16 protein-coding genes are annotated in these 19,908 nt (G+C 66.6%); 5 read left to right on the top strand and 11 right to left on the bottom strand.

Annotated features, from left to right (window positions below; genetic code table 11):
• Nucleotides 1–427: 427 nt before the first annotated feature.
• From ACMGER_RS10880 to ACMGER_RS10870, 3 genes are all read left to right on the top strand, one after another.
• Entirely contained in the window at nt 428–3,436 is a 3,009-nt protein-coding gene (locus ACMGER_RS10880; protein ID WP_436812865.1) for a TonB-dependent receptor, read from the top strand.
• 199 nt (nt 3,437–3,635) lie between these two features.
• Nucleotides 3,636–4,136, top strand: coding sequence for a PraA/PraB family alkane oxidation protein activator (locus ACMGER_RS10875; protein WP_436812164.1), 501 nt, complete (start codon nt 3,636–3,638; stop codon nt 4,134–4,136).
• 302 nt (nt 4,137–4,438) lie between these two features.
• Entirely contained in the window at nt 4,439–6,988 is a 2,550-nt protein-coding gene (locus ACMGER_RS10870) for a porin family protein (protein WP_436812163.1), read from the top strand.
• 47 nt (nt 6,989–7,035) lie between these two features.
• Here the strand turns inward: ACMGER_RS10870 and ACMGER_RS10865 are convergent, their stop codons facing one another.
• Nucleotides 7,036–8,163: an aromatic ring-hydroxylating oxygenase subunit alpha gene (locus ACMGER_RS10865; RefSeq protein WP_436812162.1), complete on the bottom strand. Its 1,128-nt coding sequence runs from the start codon at nt 8,161–8,163 to the stop codon at nt 7,036–7,038.
• 58 nt (nt 8,164–8,221) lie between these two features.
• Between ACMGER_RS10865 and ACMGER_RS10860 the strand changes: the two genes are divergently transcribed.
• Nucleotides 8,222–9,607: an AmpG family muropeptide MFS transporter gene (locus tag ACMGER_RS10860; RefSeq protein WP_436812161.1), complete on the top strand. Its 1,386-nt coding sequence runs from the start codon at nt 8,222–8,224 to the stop codon at nt 9,605–9,607.
• Between the two features lie 777 nt (nt 9,608–10,384).
• Here ACMGER_RS10860 and ACMGER_RS10855 read toward each other — a convergent pair.
• The 7 genes from ACMGER_RS10855 to ACMGER_RS10825 all read right to left on the bottom strand — a co-directional run bounded on the left by ACMGER_RS10855 (nt 10,385) and on the right by ACMGER_RS10825 (nt 16,326).
• Nucleotides 10,385–10,813: a DUF6628 family protein gene (locus ACMGER_RS10855; RefSeq protein WP_436812160.1), complete on the bottom strand. Its 429-nt coding sequence runs from the start codon at nt 10,811–10,813 to the stop codon at nt 10,385–10,387.
• A gap of 73 nt (nt 10,814–10,886) precedes the next feature.
• Nucleotides 10,887–12,179, bottom strand: coding sequence for a bifunctional folylpolyglutamate synthase/dihydrofolate synthase (locus tag ACMGER_RS10850; RefSeq protein WP_436812159.1), 1,293 nt, complete (start codon nt 12,177–12,179; stop codon nt 10,887–10,889).
• 116 nt (nt 12,180–12,295) lie between these two features.
• Nucleotides 12,296–13,156, bottom strand: coding sequence for an acetyl-CoA carboxylase, carboxyltransferase subunit beta (gene accD / locus ACMGER_RS10845; protein WP_436812158.1), 861 nt, complete (start codon nt 13,154–13,156; stop codon nt 12,296–12,298).
• Nucleotides 13,153–13,953 (bottom strand): tryptophan synthase subunit alpha, encoded by an 801-nt coding sequence (gene trpA, locus ACMGER_RS10840; RefSeq protein WP_436812157.1) that lies wholly within the window; start codon nt 13,951–13,953, stop codon nt 13,153–13,155. The genes accD and trpA overlap by 4 nt, the downstream gene beginning before the upstream one ends.
• Nucleotides 13,950–15,182, bottom strand: a complete 1,233-nt coding sequence (gene trpB / locus ACMGER_RS10835) for a tryptophan synthase subunit beta (protein ID WP_436812156.1) — start codon at nt 15,180–15,182, stop codon at nt 13,950–13,952. Before trpB ends, trpA begins: the two co-directional genes overlap by 4 nt.
• Nucleotides 15,179–15,811 (bottom strand): phosphoribosylanthranilate isomerase, encoded by a 633-nt coding sequence (locus tag ACMGER_RS10830; RefSeq protein ID WP_436812155.1) that lies wholly within the window; start codon nt 15,809–15,811, stop codon nt 15,179–15,181. The genes trpB and ACMGER_RS10830 overlap by 4 nt, the downstream gene beginning before the upstream one ends.
• Complete coding sequence (locus ACMGER_RS10825; protein ID WP_436812154.1) at nt 15,811–16,326, bottom strand: GNAT family N-acetyltransferase; 516 nt, start codon at nt 16,324–16,326, stop codon at nt 15,811–15,813. Before ACMGER_RS10825 ends, ACMGER_RS10830 begins: the two co-directional genes overlap by 1 nt.
• Nucleotides 16,327–16,402: 76 nt before the next feature.
• Here ACMGER_RS10825 and ACMGER_RS10820 point away from each other — a divergent pair, with 76 nt between their 5' ends.
• Complete coding sequence (locus ACMGER_RS10820) at nt 16,403–16,546, top strand: hypothetical protein (RefSeq protein ID WP_436812153.1); 144 nt, start codon at nt 16,403–16,405, stop codon at nt 16,544–16,546.
• A gap of 6 nt (nt 16,547–16,552) precedes the next feature.
• Here ACMGER_RS10820 and pyrF read toward each other — a convergent pair whose 3' ends face one another.
• From pyrF to ACMGER_RS10805, 3 genes are read right to left on the bottom strand one after another with little or no spacing between them, the layout of a single operon-like run.
• Nucleotides 16,553–17,224: an orotidine-5'-phosphate decarboxylase gene (gene pyrF / locus ACMGER_RS10815; protein ID WP_436812152.1), complete on the bottom strand. Its 672-nt coding sequence runs from the start codon at nt 17,222–17,224 to the stop codon at nt 16,553–16,555.
• Nucleotides 17,221–17,550, bottom strand: a complete 330-nt coding sequence (locus tag ACMGER_RS10810; protein WP_436812151.1) for a LapA family protein — start codon at nt 17,548–17,550, stop codon at nt 17,221–17,223. Before ACMGER_RS10810 ends, pyrF begins: the two co-directional genes overlap by 4 nt.
• Before the next feature lie 43 nt (nt 17,551–17,593).
• Nucleotides 17,594–19,870 (bottom strand): patatin-like protein, encoded by a 2,277-nt coding sequence (locus ACMGER_RS10805; RefSeq protein WP_436812150.1) that lies wholly within the window; start codon nt 19,868–19,870, stop codon nt 17,594–17,596.
• Nucleotides 19,871–19,908: the final 38 nt, after the last annotated feature.

Here is a 19,908-nt window from a genome sequence, read left to right as displayed (position 1 = left end):
TTGGATGTATCCACTAGAGGATGAGATTATTCCGTCAATCACTCTACGATAAGCCGTGACGGTGCCGTCGCGTCGGCAGAGATCGGCGTTATGGGGACGGAACACGATTTCATCCGTTAGCCGGCTAGTCACGCGGACGGCAGCGCCGGTCGATCCATAACGAACCTACGGCCCGAGCCTGATACCTAATACCCTGATAACCAGCCATTTTGTCGCAGGCGGGCGAAGTGGATTGAACATTAACATCAGTGTTATTTCGTGTTGACATCAATGTACATAAGGGGAAGGCTCCATCCACCAGCCGCGACTCGACGGATGGTGAAAAAACGGCCGCCCGCCAGGGCAAAGCCGTAACAGGGAGGGGACGGAGGGAATGAAATCTACGGGATTTCGTGCACATCTGATCGTGGGCGCTTCATTGGTGGCCATGTCCTGTTCGGCGACGGCACATGCGCAGGCGCAGACGGATGGTGTCGCGGCCGGGACGCAGCAGGCTCCGCAGCAGCCGGCGGACGAATATGATTCCGCCAACGACATCGTCGTCACCGCGCAAAAGACGGAGCAGCGGCTCCAGGACGTCCCGATCGCGATATCCGCCTTTTCGGCGCAGTCGCTCGCCGATCACAAGATCGAGGGCGGTTCGGAGCTGCTGCGCGCCGTTCCCAACGTCAGCTTCTCCAAAAGCAATTTCAGCATGTACAATTTCTCGATCCGCGGGATCGGGACCAAGGCGATCTCGGCGTCGACCGACCCGGCCGTGGCCGTAAGCTTCAACAACACGCCGATGATCCGCAACCGGCTGTTCGAATCCGAATTCTTCGACATGCAGCGCGTGGAGGTGCTGCGCGGCCCGCAGGGGACGCTTTACGGCCGCAACGCGACCGGCGGCGTGGTCAACCTGATCCCTGCGCTGCCGAGCGCCGAGTTCGAGGCCGAGGTGAAAGCCGAGGTGGGGAATTACGACAGCCGGCGCCTGTGGGGCATGATCAACGTGCCGGTCACCGATACGCTGGGCGTTCGTGTCGCCGGCCAGATGACCAAGCGCGACGGCTTCGACTACAACAGCTTCACCGGAAATCGCGTGAATGGCCGCGATCTCTGGTCGACGCGTGCTTCGGTGCAATGGGAGCCGAGCCACAATTTCCGCGTCAATGCGATCTGGCAGCATTTCGAGGAGGACGACGACCGCTCGCGCACCGGCAAGCAGCTCTGCACGCGTGATCCGGGACCGGAGCGGGTGGGGAACGTCAACGTCACAAATTTGGTGACGCGCGGGCGCATGAGCCAGGGGTGCCTGCCGGGATCGCTCTACGACGATGCCGCCTATGGCGCGCCCAACGGCAACAGCCTGGTGTTCCTCGGGGTCGCCGGCGGCATCAGCCTGGGCTTTGCGCCCGGGCCCGCTCCTCGCCGGGCCGTATATGCGGTCAGCGCGGGCGATCCGTTCGCGGACGTGGTGCAATCGCGCGACCTGCGCGAGATATCCACCAGCTACGATCCGGTGTTCCGCGCGAAGAACGACATCTTCCAGTTCAATGTGGAGTTCGAGCCGGCCAACGGGTTGAAGCTGGTGTCGCAGACTGCCTATACGCGCGATCGCTATTATTCCTCGCAGGACTACAACCGCTTCGTTTCGGCGCCGCTGTTCAACAGCTCCACGCAGCCGCTCGTGGACGCGCTGAATCGGCCGATCGATACCACCGCCTTTCCGGGACCGACGCCGGGCGGTCAGTTCTGTGATCCGCAGCTTGGGTGCTCGGATCGGATGGTGTCCATCGACATCAGCCGGTCGCGCAACCGCCAGTGGACGCAGGAATTGCGGCTGCAATCGTCCTATGACGGTCCGGTCAACTTCAACGTCGGCGCCAATTACCTCGACTTCAAATCTCAGGACGATTATTACGTATTCAACAACATTTTCACAATGTTGTCGCAGTGGTTCTATAATAGGAATGGAAATACCAACTCACTGCGTCCCTGCGAACTCGGATTTGAGGGGAGGGAGTGCGTTTACGTCGATCCCAATCCGTTGAACGCGCTCAACGACCAGGGGCATAATTATTTCCTGAGCCGGAACCTGATCAGGACCAAGTCATGGGCGGGTTTCGGCGAACTCTACTGGAACGTCGCGCGGAACGTGAAGCTCACCGCAGGGTTGCGCTATACGCGAGACAAGAAGATTTCCTCGCAGATACCGAGCCAGCTGCTGCTCGGCGGCGGCACCGAAACTGCCTTTCCGGGCGGGACCACCGGCGGCCGCGTGAACAGCGGCTATCCGGCGTTGCCCGATATCGAGCAGAGGTGGGACAAGTTCACCGGCCGGCTGGTGCTCGACTGGAAACCGGAGCTTGGCTTCACCGACGACACGCTGGTCTATTTCTCCGCCGCGCGGGGGTACAAGGGCGGCGGCACCAATCCGCCGCGGGTCGATTTCAACCCTTCCGTCGTGCAATATCTGCCCCTGCCGCAGACGTTCCGGCCCGAATATGTCAACGCCTTCGAAATCGGGACCAAGAACAGCTTCGCCGGCGGGAAAATCACGCTGAACGCCACCGGCTTCTTCTACGACTACAAGGATTATCAGGTTTCCCAGATCGTCGACCGCATCGCCTATAACGAGAATTTCAATGCGACGAGCTGGGGCCTGGAATTCGAGGCGGCCTGGCGCCCGTCGCGCGCGTTCCGGATGGATGCCACGCTCGGCTATCTCCGGACGCGGCTGAAGGAAGGTTCGCAATCGATCGATGTCATGGATCGCACCCAGGGCGATCCCGACTGGATGGTGCTCCGCCCGTGGATCCAGGTACCGTCCAATTGCATCGCGCCGCGCGTCCTGGTCGAAAGGATTCTGGCTTCGCCGCTGGTCGGGCTTCAGCAGACCGCACTCGCCGCGCTGTGCCCCGGATCGTCACGGGTCGGGTCCTTCAATCCGGCCGCGCCCGGTGTCGTTCCTTACGATCGGTTCTTTGGCTTCACCTATGATCCTTTCGCTCCCTACAATCCTGACACCATCGGACTGAACATTGCCCAAGGCGGCAGCGGCGCCCCCAATAGCGGACGCGGATTTTATGCTGATCTGGGCGGCAACGAACTGCCCAATTCGCCGCGTCTGACCTTCAATGTCGGCGCCCAATACACGTTCTTCATCGACGATTGGGAGCTGACCTTCCGCGGCGACTATTATCGTCAGTCGAAGAGCTACGCGCGCATCTACAACACCGAATATGATCGTCTCAAGGCGTGGGACAACGCCAATCTGGCGGTGACGCTGGATCAGCCGAAATGGGACCTTTCCTTGCAGTTCTATGTGAAGAACGTCTTCAACAAGACGCCTATTACGGATTTCTTCACGAACAGCGATGACACTGGCTTGACTACCAATGTATTCACGCTTGATCCTCGCATATTTGGATTCAGTATGGCGAAGAAATTCTAGTATATAATACAGTATACCAATTACAATATAGGATAGATTCAGAAAATGCATGTTTTCTGAAGAGAGGAGCCTTTAAATTATACTATAATGACAAAAAACTTTCTTGACATCATTGTAAATTTTGTCGATCTTAGAAATGCCCTCTTAACGAATAGGGCGCTATCCAAATAATAACCCGTGGTGTTTAGGAGAGGAAACCATGAAGAAGATCGTGGCATTGTGCATGGGCTCAGTGGCGCTCTTAAGCGCGCAGACCGCTTATGCCGACACCTACAGCCCGGATGGAACGACCTATCCCAGCCCTTGGATCCTGCAGGGAACGGTGGACGTAAACAAGGGCATCGCGCTGACCTGCGACCTCACGCTGGAAGTGTCTGTCGCACCGGATGGACACAGCGCTACCGCCACGCCCAGCCTTTCCGGCGGAGCGTTCGGTCTGTGCAGCACCATAACCTTCAACAACACGCCTTATCCGGTCACGTTCGACGGCGCGACCAGCACCTTGTCGATCAGCAACGTCGATGTCTCCACCATCACGCCCGGCGGATGCTCCGGCACCATCGGCGGCACGTGGAACAACGTGACCAAGATCCTGTCGGTCAATGCGTCGCTGCCGGGCGGCGGCGGGTCGGCACCTTGCACGGTGATCGGCGATGTCCACTTGATCTCGCCGTCGAACGGAAGCGTTGTCGATCCCTGATCGTCTTCGTGACGGACCGGTTCTTTCGCAACGGTACTCCCCATGACTTGGGCGCCCCCTAGGGCGCCCAAATTTTTGAACCGGCGCTCGCCGGGAGTCGAGGTCGGAAGCCCTCGCGACAGTTGCCATCGGCGCGGTTGGCTAGGGAAATGCGGGCCTTATGCTCGAAGTGACCGCGTATGATTCGTCTTACCCATCGACTGGCCGACATCAGCCGTGGGCTCGTCGAGGGACGCAGAACTCGCGATCTCGGTGACGTCCGGCCGGCGCGCGGCCTGGATTGGGCTCATTTGGCGGGGCTGGTGGTCCTGTCCGTCGTTGCCGGCCCCACTTGCGCGCAGACGCCGCCGCAAGCCGACGTATCCCCGAGCCCTGCCGATCAGGAGAAGGGGAGTGGACGATCATCCGCCACTATCGCCGGCGCGGCGGACGACATCGTCGTGACCGCCCGCTATGGCGACGCGGTCGTGGCTCCGGAAGCCGAGCTCAACGAAAGCGAGATCGGCATCTATGGCGCCGACAGCATCGGCGAGCTGATCCAGAACATCAAACCGCTGATCAACGACCAGCAGCCGGTCCTTCTCGTGAACGGGAAGCGGATCGGCACGGCGGCCGGCATCACCGGCTTTCCTCCGGAGGCGCTCGCCCGTCTCGCCATCCTGCCTCCCGAGGCTGCAGCCCGATACGGCTATCCGTCCGATCAGCGGGTCGTGAACCTGGTGCTGAAGAAGAAGTTCTCCAGCTGGCATACGGAAGCCGGTCTGACCCTGCCGACGGCCGGCGGGCGCGACAGCGAGCGATTGTCGGTCGGGCGGGTCGTGATCGACGGGCCGACGCAGTGGAATGCGCAGGCGCAGATCTCGCGCGACAGCAGCCTGCTCAAAAGCGAGCGGCGGATCCCGCGCGGCGCCCCCGTCGACCTCGCCGGTCACATCGAAGGCGCGAACGGAGGCGAGATCGATCCCGAGCTCAGCCTGCTGGCGGGCAGACCGATCATGATCGCAGGCATTCCGCCAGGCGCGGTGTTCCACCCGCCCGCGCTGGACGATTTCGCCGCAACCGCGGATACGGTCCGATGGGGCGATCCGAACGCCTATGAGAGCCTGCTGCCGTCGAGCCGCTCGCTGTCGTTCAACGCAGGCGTCACCCGCCCGTTGGGGACGTTTTCGGGCTCGCTCAATATCAACGCGACCACCGGCAGCAGCACGCAACTCCACGGGCTCGCGACGGCCGCGGTCACGCTGCCGGCGGACAATCCCTGGTCTCCCTTCGCCGACGATGTCGCGCTCATACGCGGTCTCGACGGCGCTCGGGCGCTGCGCAACACCCAGCGGACCGAGACGCTGGGCCTGTCGCTGTCGCTGTCCGGGGCGATCGGCGAGTGGCAGACCACGGTCATCGCGAACTATCTGCGCGGCTGGTCCAACGGCACTTTCGAGCGCGGGATCGATGCCGGCGCGGTTCAGGACCTGATCGACCGGAATGATCCGTCGTTCAATCCCTATGGTCCCTGGCAGCGGACATTGCTGCTGGTCGACCGGAACCGATCGACGAACGAGAGCCTGAATGTCCAGCTCAACGTCTCCAAGACCATCCTCTCGCTTCCGGCCGGGCAGGTGAGCTCCAATCTTTCGATCGCCGCGAACCGCAGCAATTCGGTGAACAGCCGTATCGACGATGCCGCCGGCACGAGCTTGCGAAGCGCGGCGCAGCGGGACCGGCTCACCATCCAGGAAACGATCAGCATTCCGATCGCCAGCCGCAGCGCGGACGTCCTCGCCCCGCTGGGGGACCTGTCGGCCGATCTGTCGGGCGGTGTGGAGCTGGGCACGAGCGTCAGACCGCAGCCGCGGTTCACCGGAAAGCTGATCTGGTCGCCGGTCCCCATTCTCCAGCTCCGCGGTTCGTTCAGCTACGAGGAGATGGCGCCGAGCGTCGATCTGCTCGACGGCCCGCGGATCGAGACCATTACCCAGGTCTATGACTTCATCCGTCAGGAAATGGCCGAGCCGGTCTGGATCACCGGAGGAAATCCGGACCTTCGGCGCGGAAGCCGGCGCAACCTTTCACTCAACGGAATGCTGCGCCCGTTCGGCAGCCAGGTCGCGACGATCAACCTGGGATACCAGCGGCAGGTCGCCGACGGCGGCGTCGGCTCGTTCCCGACATTCACGCCGGCGGTCGAGGCCGCCTTTCCGGAGCGGATCACGCGCGATGCGTCTGGCCGCCTCGTCTCGGTCGATGCGCGTCCGATCAACATAACGCGGGACCTGAGCGAGCAGCTCACCACGTCGCTGGTCCTGCGCCTGTCGACGGGACGGCGGCCGAAGGGAGCGCGCCCCGCCGGAACTGGCGCGCCGCTGGCCAGAATAGCGGACCCTGTTCAGCTGAGCTTGTCGATCAACCATCGCTGGCAGCTCAGAAGCGAGCTGTTGATCCGTCCGGGGATCCCGGTGTTCGACAGGCTGGGCGGCGATGGTGCCCAGCCGCGGCATAACGTCTCGATTCAGCTGGTCGCCGGCAAGCGCGGCATCGGCGCGACCTTGAACGGGAACTGGCAAAGCGCCGCCTATGTTCGCAACACCGCGTCACCGGGCGGGCGGAACGATTTCCGTTATCCGTCGACGACGCAATTCAACTTGGGCATGTTCATCGAACCCGAGCGACTCATGGCGCAGGCGGAAAAGGATTCGTTGCTTTCGAACCTGCGCATCACGCTGGATGTGCAGAACCTGTTCGACAGCTACCGGCGGGTTACGCTGAGCGACGGCAGCACTCCAGCCGGCTTCAGCCGCGATGAGATCGATCCCCTCGGCCGTACCATCCGACTGGGTATTCGGAAAAGATTCTAAGGCGAACGATCCTGTCAGCGGTCTTGCATCTTCGGGAACATTCTCCGTTATCCCCGAAGCTGCTCCTCGACCGCGTCGTGGAAGATGCGGATGCCGCGTTCGAGGCCGCCCAGGGTGATGCGATCGACCGCGCCGGATGCGAGGCCCTGCTGGCCCAGCTCGGCGGCGCGGAAATCCTCCGCGCCGAACACGCGGCCGTCGAGCAGCGCCCAGCTGCGTTCCCAATGATCGCGTGCCTTGTCGGTGGCGGGGGCTTCGGGGATCAACATGAAATCCTCGACCAGCACGCGGCCTTCCGACTGCGGCATCAGGACCATCAGGTTGATGTAGTCCGGACTGGCGACGAGCACCGCGCCGGGGAACATCTGATAGGTGAAGGTGATCGCGCGGCGGAGCTCCCCCCAGTCGCTGGAGGAGAGCGCCGCCTCGTCGGCGTCGCGGCCGACCGCCGAGCGCTGGTGCGGGCCGATCGTATCGGCTGTGGAGACGCCGTCCTTGAAGAACTTGCCGATCGTCTCCGAATGGAGGCGGGCGACGTGATAGCTCTCGAGGAACGCATCCATGATCAGCTTCCAGTTGGCGGCGACGTCATGGGTGCGGCGGCGGAACAGATGCTGGCCGGCGAGATCGAACGCCTCGAAATCCCGCGCGAGCGCGCGCGGCTCGGCGAAGTCCGCGTCCTCGGCGAAGGAGAACCAGATCAGGCCGCCGCCCTCGTAGGTCGGCAGGCGCCTCAGGCCGTATTCGGCCTTGTCGAGACCGGGAAAGGTTTCCGGACGCGGCACGCCGATCAGGCGGCCGTCGGGGGCATAGCTCCAGGCGTGATAGGGACAGACGAGGCGCGGCGCCTTCACGCATTCCTGCCCTTCCACCAGCCGCGTGCCGCGGTGGCGGCAGACGTTGAGCAGGACATGCGCTTCGCCATTGCCGTCGCGGGTGACGAGCAGCGGCTTGCCGAAGCCGTCGTGCGGCACCGCCATGTTGCGCTCCGGGAGCAGTGCCGAAGGCGCGATCACCAGCGGCGCGCGGGCGAAAATGCGCGCTCGTTCGGCGGCGAGCACGTCCGGGGACGTGTAGACCGTCGCATCGACGTAGCTGACCGCATCGGCGGCACGGCTGCCGCCTCCGGCGAGTCGGGCGGCGAGCGCGAGCTGGCCGCGGGTGGGCGCGTTCATCCTTCCTCTCCCGATCTTTTGCGCTAGTGTCGCGCGGTTGCGGGCGGGGAGCAAGTGGATGGCGACATGGGTTGGGGCGCGCATGGAACGGGGATTGCTGAGGACGATCGCGCCTTACGTCCGTCCCCGACCGATCGCGGCCCTGCTGCTGGGCATATCGAGCGGATTCCCGCTCGCGCTGCTGCTCGGCACGATGACCTTCTGGCTTGCCAAGGTCGGAATCGACAAGAAGACGATCGGCTTCGCGGTCGGCCTGACGACGCCCTATACGCTCAAGTTCCTGTGGGCCCCGCTGATCGATCGCGTGCGCCTGCCGGTTCTTTCGGCGCTGGTCGGGCAGCGGCGGGCGTGGCTGTTCCTGATCATGGCGCTGCTGTTCGGCGCGATCTGGATGCTGGGAGCGAGCGCGCCCGAGAAGCATCTCGGCGTCTTCGCCTTCTGGGCGATCGTCACCGCCTTCCTGAGCGCGACGCAGGACATCGTCATCGACGCCTATCGTATCGAGATCCTTTCGGACGAGGAATTGCCCTACGGCACCGCCAACAACCAGTTCGGATACCGTCTCGGCGCCTTCTTCGCGGGCGTGGGCACGATCGCGATGGCTTCGCCCGAGGCGCTCGGGCTCGGGTGGGCGATGGCCTATGGATTGACCGGCCTGTGCGTGATCCCGGGGTTGCTCGCTGCCCTGTGGGCAGGGCCGGGGCTGCACGAGCGCGCGATCGGGACCGAGCCGCGCCGGTCCTTCGGCCGGTGGCTGGAGGAGACGATCGTCGGACCGTTCCGCGAGTTCTTCGCCCGCCGCGGCGCGGTGCTGATCCTGCTGTTCGTGCTGATCTACAAGCTCGGCGACGCGATGGGGCAGGCGATGCTGAACCCGATGATCGTCGAGCTCGGCTTCACCGACACCGAGTTCGTCGCGATCAACAAGCTCGTCGGCTTCTGGGGGCTGATCGTGGGCGTGGCGCTGGCGCCGCCGTTCATGGCGCGGCTCGGCATGGGTCGCGCGCTGTTCGCGTCGGGCGTGCTCATGATGGTGAGCAACCTGACCTTCGCGGTCCTGGCCGCACAGGGGCATTCGACAACCTGGCTCACCATCGCCGTTGCGACGGAGCAGGTGACGAGCGGCATGGGTCTCGCCGTGTTCGTCACCTATCTCTCGGGGCTGTCGAACCTGGCCTATACGGCCACGCAATTCGCGCTGCTCTCGTCCTTCGCGTCGGTCGGGCGGACGTGGCTGTCGACACCGGCCGGCTATGCCGCCGACGCGTTCGGCTGGGTCGGCTTCTGGATCATGACCACGCTCGTGGCGGTGCCGGGCATGGTGCTGCTGTGGCTGCTGTGGAAGCGCGGCTTCGTGGTCGACAGCATCCGGCAGGTCGGAGCCGAGCCGCCATCCATACCCCGCGAAGACGCCGGCAAGGCGCGAGAGGGTGCGCCGGCATGATCCTCTCTGTCTCGGCGTGATCGCGGTACAGCGCGGGTGCCATGCGCCGTGCTGTGCATTGAAGCGCACGTCGCCGCGTGCTCGAGGGGCTTCAGGACAGGCGCCGGAAACCCGCGGAAATCCGTCGAAGGTCACGAAAGTCACGGGTAGATCGCCCCCCTCCGGATGAGGACTTCCGGTGTCAGGATCCCCGAAAATGTTGACTAAATTGACTGAGGTCATTGTGTTTGCGAGCCGATACGCCTTGAACGCTGCGCAGACGCGACGGGATTGCGCCGCTGACGCGGCGGCGACGCGCCAGGGACGCGACAGCAACGCGACACGGACGCGGCAGCGACGCGGCAGTGGCGCGACATGGATGAGATCGACAGGATCAAAGAGCGGACCGGCGCTTGCGCGGCTCGGACCGGGCGAGCCAAGCAGGCGAAATCCTACATTGCAAGGGAGGCGACAGGCCGACGGCTATCCGGTTCGGCTCTACGGCGCCTCGCCGGCGCAGAGCGCCGAATATCTGCGAGTTGTCCTGCTCTTCCTCCGTCACCGCGGCCTTGTGCCGGGGGCCACTCAGCCTCACGGTGAAGCTCGAACCTCTTGTCCAGCGCTTGCCTCCCGGTGGCCCCCGGCACAAGGCCGGGGTGACGGAGGGAAAGAAGGGGATGACGGAGGGAAAGAAACAGTGTCAGTGCTCCTGGCCGGAGCCCGGGCCGTAAGCGCAGTACCCATGATCCAGGGCTCTTGCTTCCGCAGGAGCACAATTCCGCTTCATCAGGATAGATTCTAGCCTCCGAGCGGAAGCCCCAGGTCGGCGAATGCGATCGCCAGCGCGGTCGCGGTCGCGAGCGGGCCGGCCGCGTCGCGCGTGCCGAGCACGTCGGCGAGCAGCAGGCCGGCGGTGCGTTCATTGGTGAGGCAGGTCCGCAGCACGTCGAGGATGCCCGCCTCGGCCGGAGTCAGCCGGGCGCAGCACCAGGGCGCGATCTGGATCGGTCCGGTGGTGGCGGTCGACAGCTCCATCATCAGCGTGCGCAGCAGGACGAGCGGGCGGCGGAAATCCTTGCCGAACGCGGTCATGAAGCTGTGCGCGACGCAGGCGTCGTCGAGCCCGCGCGCGCCCATCTGGCGGAAGCCGAACAGGATCAGCCGCGCGCCGGGATCATCGGGCGGGAGCGGCTGGAACAGCGTTTGGAAGGAACGGGTGGTCGTCATGGAATCGGCTCCGCTGATGGCGCCGGTCCAATGTTCATCGTCTGCTATTGCAAGTCAATCGCAATTAAGCCGATCATGTGGGCGGCTCGTCGTTGAGCGCCAGCACGATGCCGGCAAGGTAGAGCGAGCCGAGGATCAGCGTAGTGCCGGCGGGTGCGGCATCGAGCGCAGCGGGCACGTCCGGCGCGGTGTCGGCAGGGATGCCGTAGTCCCGGGCGAGATCGGCGAGGACCTCGGGCGCGTGATGCTCGTGGCCCGGGATCGGCACCGCGGTCAGCGAGCGGGCCAGCGGCGCGAAGGGAGCGAGCAGGCCGGCCGCATCCTTGTTGGCTAGCATACCGATAATCAGGTGGACTTGGCGGCCGCCGAGCTGGGCGGCGAGCGCGGCGGCGACCGCTTCGGCGGCGGCGGGATTATGGCCGCCGTCGAGCCACACCGGGCCTTTCGTACGGCGGGTAAGCGGACCGTCGGCGAGCCGCTGCATCCGCGCCGGCCAGCGCGCGGCAAGGGGAGCGGTACGCAGCGACTCTTCCGCGACGGGCACGCGATCCTGGCTGCGGATCATCTCGATCGCGAGCGCGAGATTGGCGTGCTGGTGCGTACCGATCAGCGCGGGACCGGGGGTACGGATGCTGCCGAGGCGGTCTCGGATCGAGAGGCCGGCGTCGTCCTCGATACGGAACGACCAGTCCTCGCCACCGGCGATGATCCTTGCCTCACCGGCACCGTGCGCGATCGCGGCGTGGACGTTGAAGCTCTGCGGCTGGATCACCAGCGGCCGGCCGGGTTTGCCGATGCCGGCCTTCTCATAGGCGATGCTCTCGATCGTGTCGCCGAGGAAGGCCTGATGGTCGATGCCGAGCTGGGCGATGCCGCACGCCGCCGGGTCGGCGACGACGTTGGTGGCGTCGAGCCGGCCGCCGAGGCCGACCTCGATCACGCAGGCATCGGCCGGCGTCTCGGCGAAGGCGAGGAAGGCGGCGGCGGTGGTGACCTCGAAGAAGCTGGCGCCGATGCCTTCGGCGCGGTCGAGCACGCGCCCGAGCAGCGTGGCGAGCGCGGCGTCGTCGATCAGCGTGCCGGCGAGGCGGATACGCTCGTTGAAGCGGACGAGGTGGGGCGAGGTGTAGACGTGGACGAGCTTGCCGTCCGCCTCCAGCGCGGCCCGGAGGAAGGCGCAGGTCGAGCCCTTGCCGTTGGTGCCGGCGACGTGGAACACCGGCGGCAGCGCGAGATGCGGGTCGCCGAGTCGGGCGAGCAGCTCGGAGACGCGGGCGAGACCGAGGATGTCGGCGCCGGGGGACAATGCCCACAGGCGGTCGAGATGGGCCTGGACGGCGGGATCGGTGGAGACGGCGAAGTCCATCTATCTAACGCCATCTCACCTTCGGGGAGAGGGGCAGTGCGGCAGGCGGGCGGTCCCGGTGAGACATCGTCCCCTCTCCCAACCCTCTCCCCCGAGGGGAGAGGGCTTTTGATCGCTCATGCCGCCTTCCGCTCCGTGCCGAGATAGCCGACCAGCCGCGCCAGCGTCGCCTTCAGCTCCTTGCGCGCCACGACCATGTCGATGAGGCCGTGGTCGAGATAATATTCCGAGGTCTGGAAATCGTCGGGCAGTTTCTCGCGGATGGTGTTCTCGATCACGCGGCGGCCGGTGAAGGCGAGCGTCGCCTTGGGCTCGGCGATCTGGACGTCGCCCAGCATCGCATAGGCGGCCATCACGCCGCCCGACGTGGGGTCGGTCAGCACGACGATATAGGGGAGGCCCGCGTCGTGCAGCATCTCGATCGCGACGGTCGAGCGCGGCATCTGCATGAGGCTGAGGATGCCCTCCTGCATCCGCGCGCCGCCCGAGGCGGTGAAGACGATGAACGGCGCGCCATTGGCGATCGCCGCTTCGCAGCCGGCGACGAACGCCTCGCCGACCGCCTGGCCCATCGATCCGCCCATGAAGGCGAAATCCTGCACGCCGATCACCGCCTTGTGCCCGTCGATCGTGCCGAGCGCGTTGACGAAGGCGTCCTGCTCGTCGGTCGCGGCGCGTGCGGCCTTGAGGCGATCGACGTAGCGCTTGGAGTCGCGGAAGCGGAGCGGATCCTCCGCCACCTTCGGGCTGGGCAGCACCTGCCAGCTCCCCTCGTCGAAATGATATTGGAAGCGCAGCTTCGGGCCGATGCGCTCGTGATGCTCGCAATGCGGGCAGACGTGGAGATTCTCCTCCAGCTCCTTCAGGAACACCATCTGGCCGCACCCCTTGCACTTGTGCCAGAGGTTGTCGGTGGTCTGGGCGCCGCGGGTGACGACGGCGGAAATGGCGTTGCGGACGCGGCTGAGCCAGCTCATGCGGGTTCCTTCCTTGCGGCGCGGATCGCGGCCGCGAGCGAGGCGATATAGTCGCGGATAGGGCCGGATGCATCCGCGCCGTGCCGGGCGACGAGATCGACGATCGCGGAGCCGACGACCACACCGTCGGCGACGCGGGCGACCGCCTGCGCCTGCTCGGGCGTACGGATGCCGAAGCCGACCGCGACGGGGAGCGCGGTGGCGGCCTTGAGCCGCGCGACGGCGGCGGCGATCGACTCCTGCGCGGCCTGCTGGAGGCCGGTGATGCCGGCGACTGAGACGTAGTAGAGGAAGCCTTCGGCGTCGTTCAGCACGGCGGGCAGGCGGGCGGCGTCGGTGGTCGGCGTGGCGAGGCGGATCAACGCGACTCCCTTTGCCCTGAGCGCGGGGCCGAGCGCGTCGTCCTCCTCGGGTGGGATGTCGACGCAGATCACGCCGTCGACTCCGGCCGTCGCACAGGCATCGGCGAACCATTCGGCGCCACGGCGGAGCATCGGGTTGGCATAGCCCATCAGCACCAGCGGCGTGTCCGGGTGCCGATCGCGGAAGCCCCTGGCCAGCGCGAGGACGTCGGCGGTGGTGGTGCCGGCGGCGAGGCTGCGCAGGCTCGCCGCCTGGATGGCCGGGCCGTCGGCCATCGGGTCTGTGAACGGCATCCCGAGCTCGATCACGTCGGCGCCGCCCTCGACCAGCGCGTCGAGGACCGCCGGCGTGGCGGCGGGGGAGGGATCGCCGGCAGTGACGAAGGTCACCAGGGCCGGGCGGCCCGTAGCAAAGGCGGCGGAGAGGCGGGTCATATCCCCGCCCCCAGCGCCTCTGCGACGGTGAAGATGTCCTTGTCGCCGCGGCCGGAGACGTTGACGACGATGATCTGGTCCGCCGGCATTTCCCGTGCCTTGGCCTCCAGTGCCGCCAGCGCGTGGGAGCTTTCGAGCGCGGGGATGATGCCTTCGAGCCTGCAGCAGAGCTGGAACGCGTCCAGCGCCTCGCGGTCGGTGACCGGCAGATATTCGACCCGGCCGCTCTCGTGCAGCCAGCTGTGCTCCGGGCCGATGCCGGGATAGTCGAGCCCGGCCGAAATCGAGTGCGCCTCGGTGATCTGGCCGTCCTCGTCCTGGAGGAGATAGGTCTTGTTGCCGTGGAGGATACCCGGCGCGCCGCCGGTGAGGCTGGCGGCGTGCCGGCCGGTCTCGATGCCGTGCCCCGCCGCCTCGACGCCGAGCATCGCGACCTCGGGATCGTCGAGGAAGGGGTGGAACAGCCCGATCGCGTTCGACCCGCCGCCGACGGCCGCGATCAGCAAGTCCGGGAGGCGCCCCTCCGCTTTCAGCATCTGCGCGCGCGTCTCCTTGCCGATCACCGCCTGGAAGTCGCGGACGAGCTCCGGATAGGGGTGCGGGCCGGCGGCGGTGCCGATGATGTAGAAGGTGTCGTGGACGTTGGCGACCCAGTGGCGCAGCGCCTCGTTCATCGCGTCCTTGAGCGTCTGCGCGCCGGAGGTGACCGGCTCCACCTCGGCGCCGAGCAGCCTCATGCGGAACACGTTCGGCTTCTGCCGCTCGACGTCCTTGGCGCCCATGAAGATCGTGCAGGGGAGGCCGAAGCGCGCCGCGACGGTAGCGGTGGCGACGCCGTGCTGGCCGGCGCCGGTCTCCGCGATGATCCGCGTCTTGCCCATGCGGCGCGCGAGCAGGATCTGGCCGATGCAGTTGTTGATCTTGTGCGCGCCGGTGTGGTTGAGCTCCTCGCGCTTGAAATAGATCTTGGCCCCCATGCCCGCCGCGGCGCCCTCACGGTAATGCGCGGTCAGCCGCTCGGCGAAGTAGAGCGGGCTCGGGCGGCCGACATAATGCTTCATCAGCCCGTCGAACTCGGCCTGGAAGGCGGGATCGTCCTTGGCGGCGCGATATTCCCGCTCGAGATCGAGGATCAGCGGCATCAGCGTCTCGGCGACGTAGCGGCCGCCGAACTGGCCGAAATGCCCGGTCTCGTCGGGCTGAGCGCGATAGGAATTGGGCGCGGTCATGAGCGGGCGACCGCTTGAAGGAAAGCAGCGATCTTGTCCACATCCTTGACGCCGGGCGCGCTCTCGACGCCCGAGGAGACGTCGACCAGCCGCGCGCCCGTCCTGCCGATCGCCTCGCCGACGTTGCCGGCGTCGAGCCCGCCCGAGAGCGCCCACGGCAGCGGATGCGCGAAGCCGTCGAGCAGCGTCCAGTCGAAGCGCAGCCCCATGCCGCCGGGCAGCGCGGCGGTGTCGGGGGTCCTGGCGTCATAGAGGATGATGTCGGCAGCGCCGCGGAAACCACGCGCGTCATCGAGGTCGGCGCGGGTCTTGACCGGCACCGCCGCCCACACGTCGCGGCCGTAGCGGGTGCGGATCGCGGCGGCGCGTTCGGGGGTGACCTTGTGGAGCTGGAAAGCGTCGAGCCATGGCGCGACGCTGTCGAGCAGCGTGTCGTCCGGACCGACGAACACGCCGACCCGCGTCACATGCGCCGGCACGCGCGCCGCCAGGGCCGCCAAACGCTCCGAGGAGAGATGGCGTGGGCTGGGCGGGAACATGACGAAGCCGACATGGCTCGCTCCGCCCGTGACGGCGGCCGCCAGGGCCTCGGGCGTCGAGAGGCCGCAGATCTTGGCGCTGGCGGGCATCAGGCGAGCGGCTTTTCGAGCACGACCATGAACAGCGGAGGGTCGAGCCGGATCGGGAAGTCGCAGCGCTCGCCGGTGCGGGCGTAGCCGCGGCGCTCGTAATAGGCGATCAGCTCGGCGCGGGTATCGATCACCGTCATCTCGATGCAGTCGGCGCCGAATTCGCCGCGCGCATAGTCCTCGGCGGCGCTGATCAGGAGCTTGCCGACGCCGCCGGTCTGGAAGCGCGGTTCGACGCAGAGCTGGCCGAGATAGGCGAGGCCGTCGCCGAGCCCGGTCACCGAGACGCAGCCGATCAGCGTGCCGTCGCCGCGCTCGGCGACAAGCAGGCGCTGATCGGGGTTGACGATGATGTCCTCCAGCACATCGAGGCTCGTGCGCGGATCCTCGAGCAGGTCCGCCTCGTGGGTCCACCCCTCTCGTGCGCTGTCGCCGCGATAGGCGCGCTCGATCACCGGATGGAGGCCGGGCAGGTCCTCGCGTGTCGCGAGACGAATCGTGAGGTCGGATGACATCGCGGCGGGATAGCCCGTGCGCTCGCCGTCGCAATGATGATTTTCTCGAAGCGCGAAGGAGGGTAGGTTCGGAGCCATGGATATCGATCAGATCGTGCGCTTCTTCGAACAGCGCAAGCGCCTGACGCACGCATTGCTGATGCTGGCGTCGGCCGTCGCCATCTTCGTCGCGGGGATGGAGTTCGGCGAGTTCCTGGCGATCGTGACCGGCGCCGCCTGAGCCGCGCTACAGCGTCGCCTCGATCGCCCGCGCCGCCTGGTCGGGATCCTCGGCCTGGGTGATCGGGCGGCCGACTACCAGGATCGAGGCGCCGGAGTCGAGCGCCTGGCGGGGGGAGACCACGCGCTTCTGATCGGCGGCATGGCTGTTGAGCGGACGCACGCCCGGCACGACGAAGAAGCCGTCGTGCCAGAGCTTGCGCGCCGCACCGACTTCCTCGCCCGAGCAGACGATGCCGTCGATCCCTGCCGAGCGGGCGAGCTCGGTCAGGCGCAGCACCTGCTCGTGCGGATCGGGCTTGAGGCCGATCGAGGTCATGTCGTCGCCGTCGAGGCTGGTCAGCATCGTCACCGCCACAACCTTGGTGTCGAGCGGGGCGGCGGCCTTGGCATCCTCCATCATCGCGCGGCCGCCGGCGGCGTGGACGGTGAGGATCGCCGGCTCCAGCGGACGGAGCGCCTGGATAGCTTTCGCGACGGTATTCGGGATGTCGTGGAACTTCAGGTCGAGAAACACCGGCAGGCCGATGTCGGCCATCTCGCGCACGCCGGTGCGGCCGTTGGCCAGGAAGAATTCGAGCCCGAGCTTGATGCCGCCGACGTGGTTGCGCACCCGCGTCGCCAGCGCTTTGGCGCGACCCAGATCCGGCGTGTCGAGGGCGACGAACAGCGGGCTCATAGCAGGGCCCCCGGGGGCGGCGGAGCGTCCTCCTCGATCGCAGGGGACGAAGGCGGCGGCGCCGCTGCGGCTGTCGCCTGGCGCAGATCGGCGACGGTGCGTTCGGTGGTGGCGAGACGATTGCGCAGCCGCCATCGGGTGGTGAGCCAAGCGAGCCACATCGGCACCAGCCCGGCGAGAAAGCAGATCAGCATCAGCAGCGGCAGGTTCACGTCGGCGACCAACCCGCCCCACAGCGACAGCGGCACCGTCGTCCAGTTGTTGATCGCGAAGGCGACCGCGAGGCCGACGACCAGGACGATCAGCAATGTCTTGAGGAATTGCATGAGCGCGGACCTTATGTGCGTCTGCGGCAAATGGCCACCCCGATCAGCCGATCTCCCGGCGCAGTTGCTCGAAAAGGCCCGGAATCGCGGCGAGGCGCGGTTCCTCCGCGTCGAGGATGGCGAGGAAGGCGGCGCGCTTGATCGCGGCGATCCGGCCCGGCTTCAGGCTGACGTTGGGCGGCAGGGTGGAGACGACGATGTCGATCAGCCGGTCGGCGCCGTGGAGGCGGCCCCACAGATAGTCGTTCTCGCGATAGGCGCGGCTGAAGAAGGCGCCGAAATTGTTGAACTGGGTGCCCTTCAGCGTCGCCGCCGCGCCGCCCGCCCGGATCGCCTTGGCGTCGTCCGGGGAAATGCGGTCGACCTTGACCGGATCGAACTCGTCGAGCCCCTCGCCCTGGAGCAGCGGCAGCGTGGCGATGTCGAAGAAGGGGAAGCCGAGATAGGCGAGCAGCAACGGCCGGCGCAGCTCCTTGGGCAGAGCGGAAAAGCCTTCCGACAGGCGGCGGTCGGTCTCGGCGTCGATGCCGGGAAGGTCCATCGCGGCGGCGAGCGCGTCGAGCAGTGGGCCGGCGTCTTCGCCGAGATGGCGGACCTGATCGCGCAGTGCCTTGTGCCGGTCGCTGTCCTGGAGATCGAGATAGCGGGCGAGGCTCTCGTAGAGCGCGTCGCGGAACGGCTGGAGCCGCTGGTCGTCACCGCCCATGTCCATCTCGGTCAGCCGCCGCGCCAGCAGCCGCAGCCGGCGGATGCGGAAGCCGAGGTCGTGTGCGCGCAGGAAATGGACGATCGCCGAGTTCACTGAAAGCTCGCCCGCAGTGGCCGGGGTTACGCCTCGTGCGGCGATCGCCGCGCCGACGCGGTCGCGCAGATGTTGCCGGCGGTCCGGACTCGTCTCTCCTCCGGCGCGTTCGAGCAGATCCGCCGTGAGTGCCGTCACGTCGACCAGCTTGAGCCGCGCATAGGCCGAATAGGACAGGCCGGCATTCTTCGCGGCGGCGATCTGGGCGCGGCGGCGCCAGGCCGCGAGGCGCGACGTGGTCGGATAGTCGAGGAACAGCGTGTAGCCGAAGATGCTCATCACCGCGCCCTCGACCTCGGCACGCAGCCCTTCGAGGATCGCGTGCATCCGCTCGATCCGTGCGGTGCGGGCCGCGATCGCGTCGAGATTGTCGCGGATCGGCTGCTGGCGCGGCAGCTCCGACAGCGCGCCGATGATGGTCTGGAAGAAGCCGGGCTGCTCGGCGGCGGTCGAGCCCAGCGAGAAATGGAAGCCGGGGACCGGATCGACATAGACGAAGCGGCGATCGATCTGGCGCTTGGCCGGGCGGTCGCGCAGCGCGTCGATCGCGGGGCGGAAGGGGGCGTTGGCGAGCACCGATCCGTCGATCAGCACCGCGCTCTCGGCGGCATTGGCGGCGGCATGGCGCGGCAGCACGCGCTCGACGAAGGCCTGGCGGGTCGGCCATTCGAGCCCGCGCTCGGCCACCACCTCGTCTATCTCGGCGAGACGGAGCGGCGGGAAGGCTCCCGGAAAGCTCGAGGTCGCGCGTGCGGCGAAGGCGAGCTCGATCGACTCGCCGCAGCTGCCCTGGCCTTCGTCGGAGAAAGGGAAGATCAAGCGGTGCTCGGTCTCGACCACTTCCGGCGGGGAATTGAGCCGCAGCCGTTCGGGATGGCCGCGGAAGTCGGTGACGGTGACGAACAGGTCGAGCGGCTGTCCCTCCGGCAGCAGGCGCGGTCCTTTCGGACCCGCCGCCATCGCGTCCAGCGCATCGAACATCATGTGGGTGAAGCGCTTGCCCCCGAACGGCGGCTCGAACCAGCGCGCGCGGACGAAGCGCTGGAGCTTGCGGCCGACCTCCTCGCGGGTCGCGGGCTCGACCGTCGCGGCGATCGCGTCGCGGCCGGCCGCCATCCAGGCGATCGGCGCCGCCCACAGCTTGGAAAAGGGATTGGGCGCGGCGTCCGGATCGAGCAGCGCCTCGACATCGGCATAGTCGAACCACATCTGGGTGAGCGGGTCGAGCGATTGTCCGGCGGCGATCGCCTGCGCCAGGAAGATGCCGTTGATCCCCCCGGCGCTGGCGCCGGCGATGATGTCGACGAGCACGCGCACGCGGAACTCGGCGCTGTCGGCGATCTCGTCCAGCAGCGCGTGATAGACCCCCTGGCTGCCGCCGGCGCGTTCGGAACCTTCGTGGAAGGCGTGGCTGGCGCGGACGAGGCGCCAGACTTCGCCGGTGATGCCATGCATGTAGACGGCGAGGCTGATGCCGCCATAGCAGATCAGCGCCAGCCTCAATTCCTTTTCGCGCATGATCTCCGGTTAGCTCCCCAGGCGTGCCAAGGCCAGCA

The organism is Sphingomonas astragali (assembly GCF_051400615.1).
Lineage (GTDB): Bacteria > Pseudomonadota > Alphaproteobacteria > Sphingomonadales > Sphingomonadaceae > Sphingomonas.
Note: the sequence above shows the minus strand (reverse complement) of the source record. Positions and strands in the feature narration are given on the sequence as shown.

Coding starts and splice junctions, on each gene's coding strand:
- ACMGER_RS10830 (WP_436812155.1), bottom strand. CDS start 15,811: ATGCCCGCCAGCGCCAAGATCTGCGGCCTCTCGACGCCCGAGGCCCTG.
- ACMGER_RS10860 (WP_436812161.1), top strand. CDS start 8,222: ATGGCGACATGGGTTGGGGCGCGCATGGAACGGGGATTGCTGAGGACG.
- ACMGER_RS10875 (WP_436812164.1), top strand. CDS start 3,636: ATGAAGAAGATCGTGGCATTGTGCATGGGCTCAGTGGCGCTCTTAAGC.
- accD (WP_436812158.1), bottom strand. CDS start 13,156: ATGAGCTGGCTCAGCCGCGTCCGCAACGCCATTTCCGCCGTCGTCACC.
- trpB (WP_436812156.1), bottom strand. CDS start 15,182: ATGACCGCGCCCAATTCCTATCGCGCTCAGCCCGACGAGACCGGGCAT.
- ACMGER_RS10825 (WP_436812154.1), bottom strand. CDS start 16,326: ATGTCATCCGACCTCACGATTCGTCTCGCGACACGCGAGGACCTGCCC.
- ACMGER_RS10880 (WP_436812865.1), top strand. CDS start 428: ATGTCCTGTTCGGCGACGGCACATGCGCAGGCGCAGACGGATGGTGTC.
- pyrF (WP_436812152.1), bottom strand. CDS start 17,224: ATGAGCCCGCTGTTCGTCGCCCTCGACACGCCGGATCTGGGTCGCGCC.
- ACMGER_RS10820 (WP_436812153.1), top strand. CDS start 16,403: ATGGATATCGATCAGATCGTGCGCTTCTTCGAACAGCGCAAGCGCCTG.
- ACMGER_RS10855 (WP_436812160.1), bottom strand. CDS start 10,813: ATGACGACCACCCGTTCCTTCCAAACGCTGTTCCAGCCGCTCCCGCCC.
- ACMGER_RS10865 (WP_436812162.1), bottom strand. CDS start 8,163: ATGAACGCGCCCACCCGCGGCCAGCTCGCGCTCGCCGCCCGACTCGCC.
- ACMGER_RS10850 (WP_436812159.1), bottom strand. CDS start 12,179: ATGGACTTCGCCGTCTCCACCGATCCCGCCGTCCAGGCCCATCTCGAC.
- ACMGER_RS10810 (WP_436812151.1), bottom strand. CDS start 17,550: ATGCAATTCCTCAAGACATTGCTGATCGTCCTGGTCGTCGGCCTCGCG.
- ACMGER_RS10805 (WP_436812150.1), bottom strand. CDS start 19,870: ATGCGCGAAAAGGAATTGAGGCTGGCGCTGATCTGCTATGGCGGCATC.
- trpA (WP_436812157.1), bottom strand. CDS start 13,953: ATGACCCGCCTCTCCGCCGCCTTTGCTACGGGCCGCCCGGCCCTGGTG.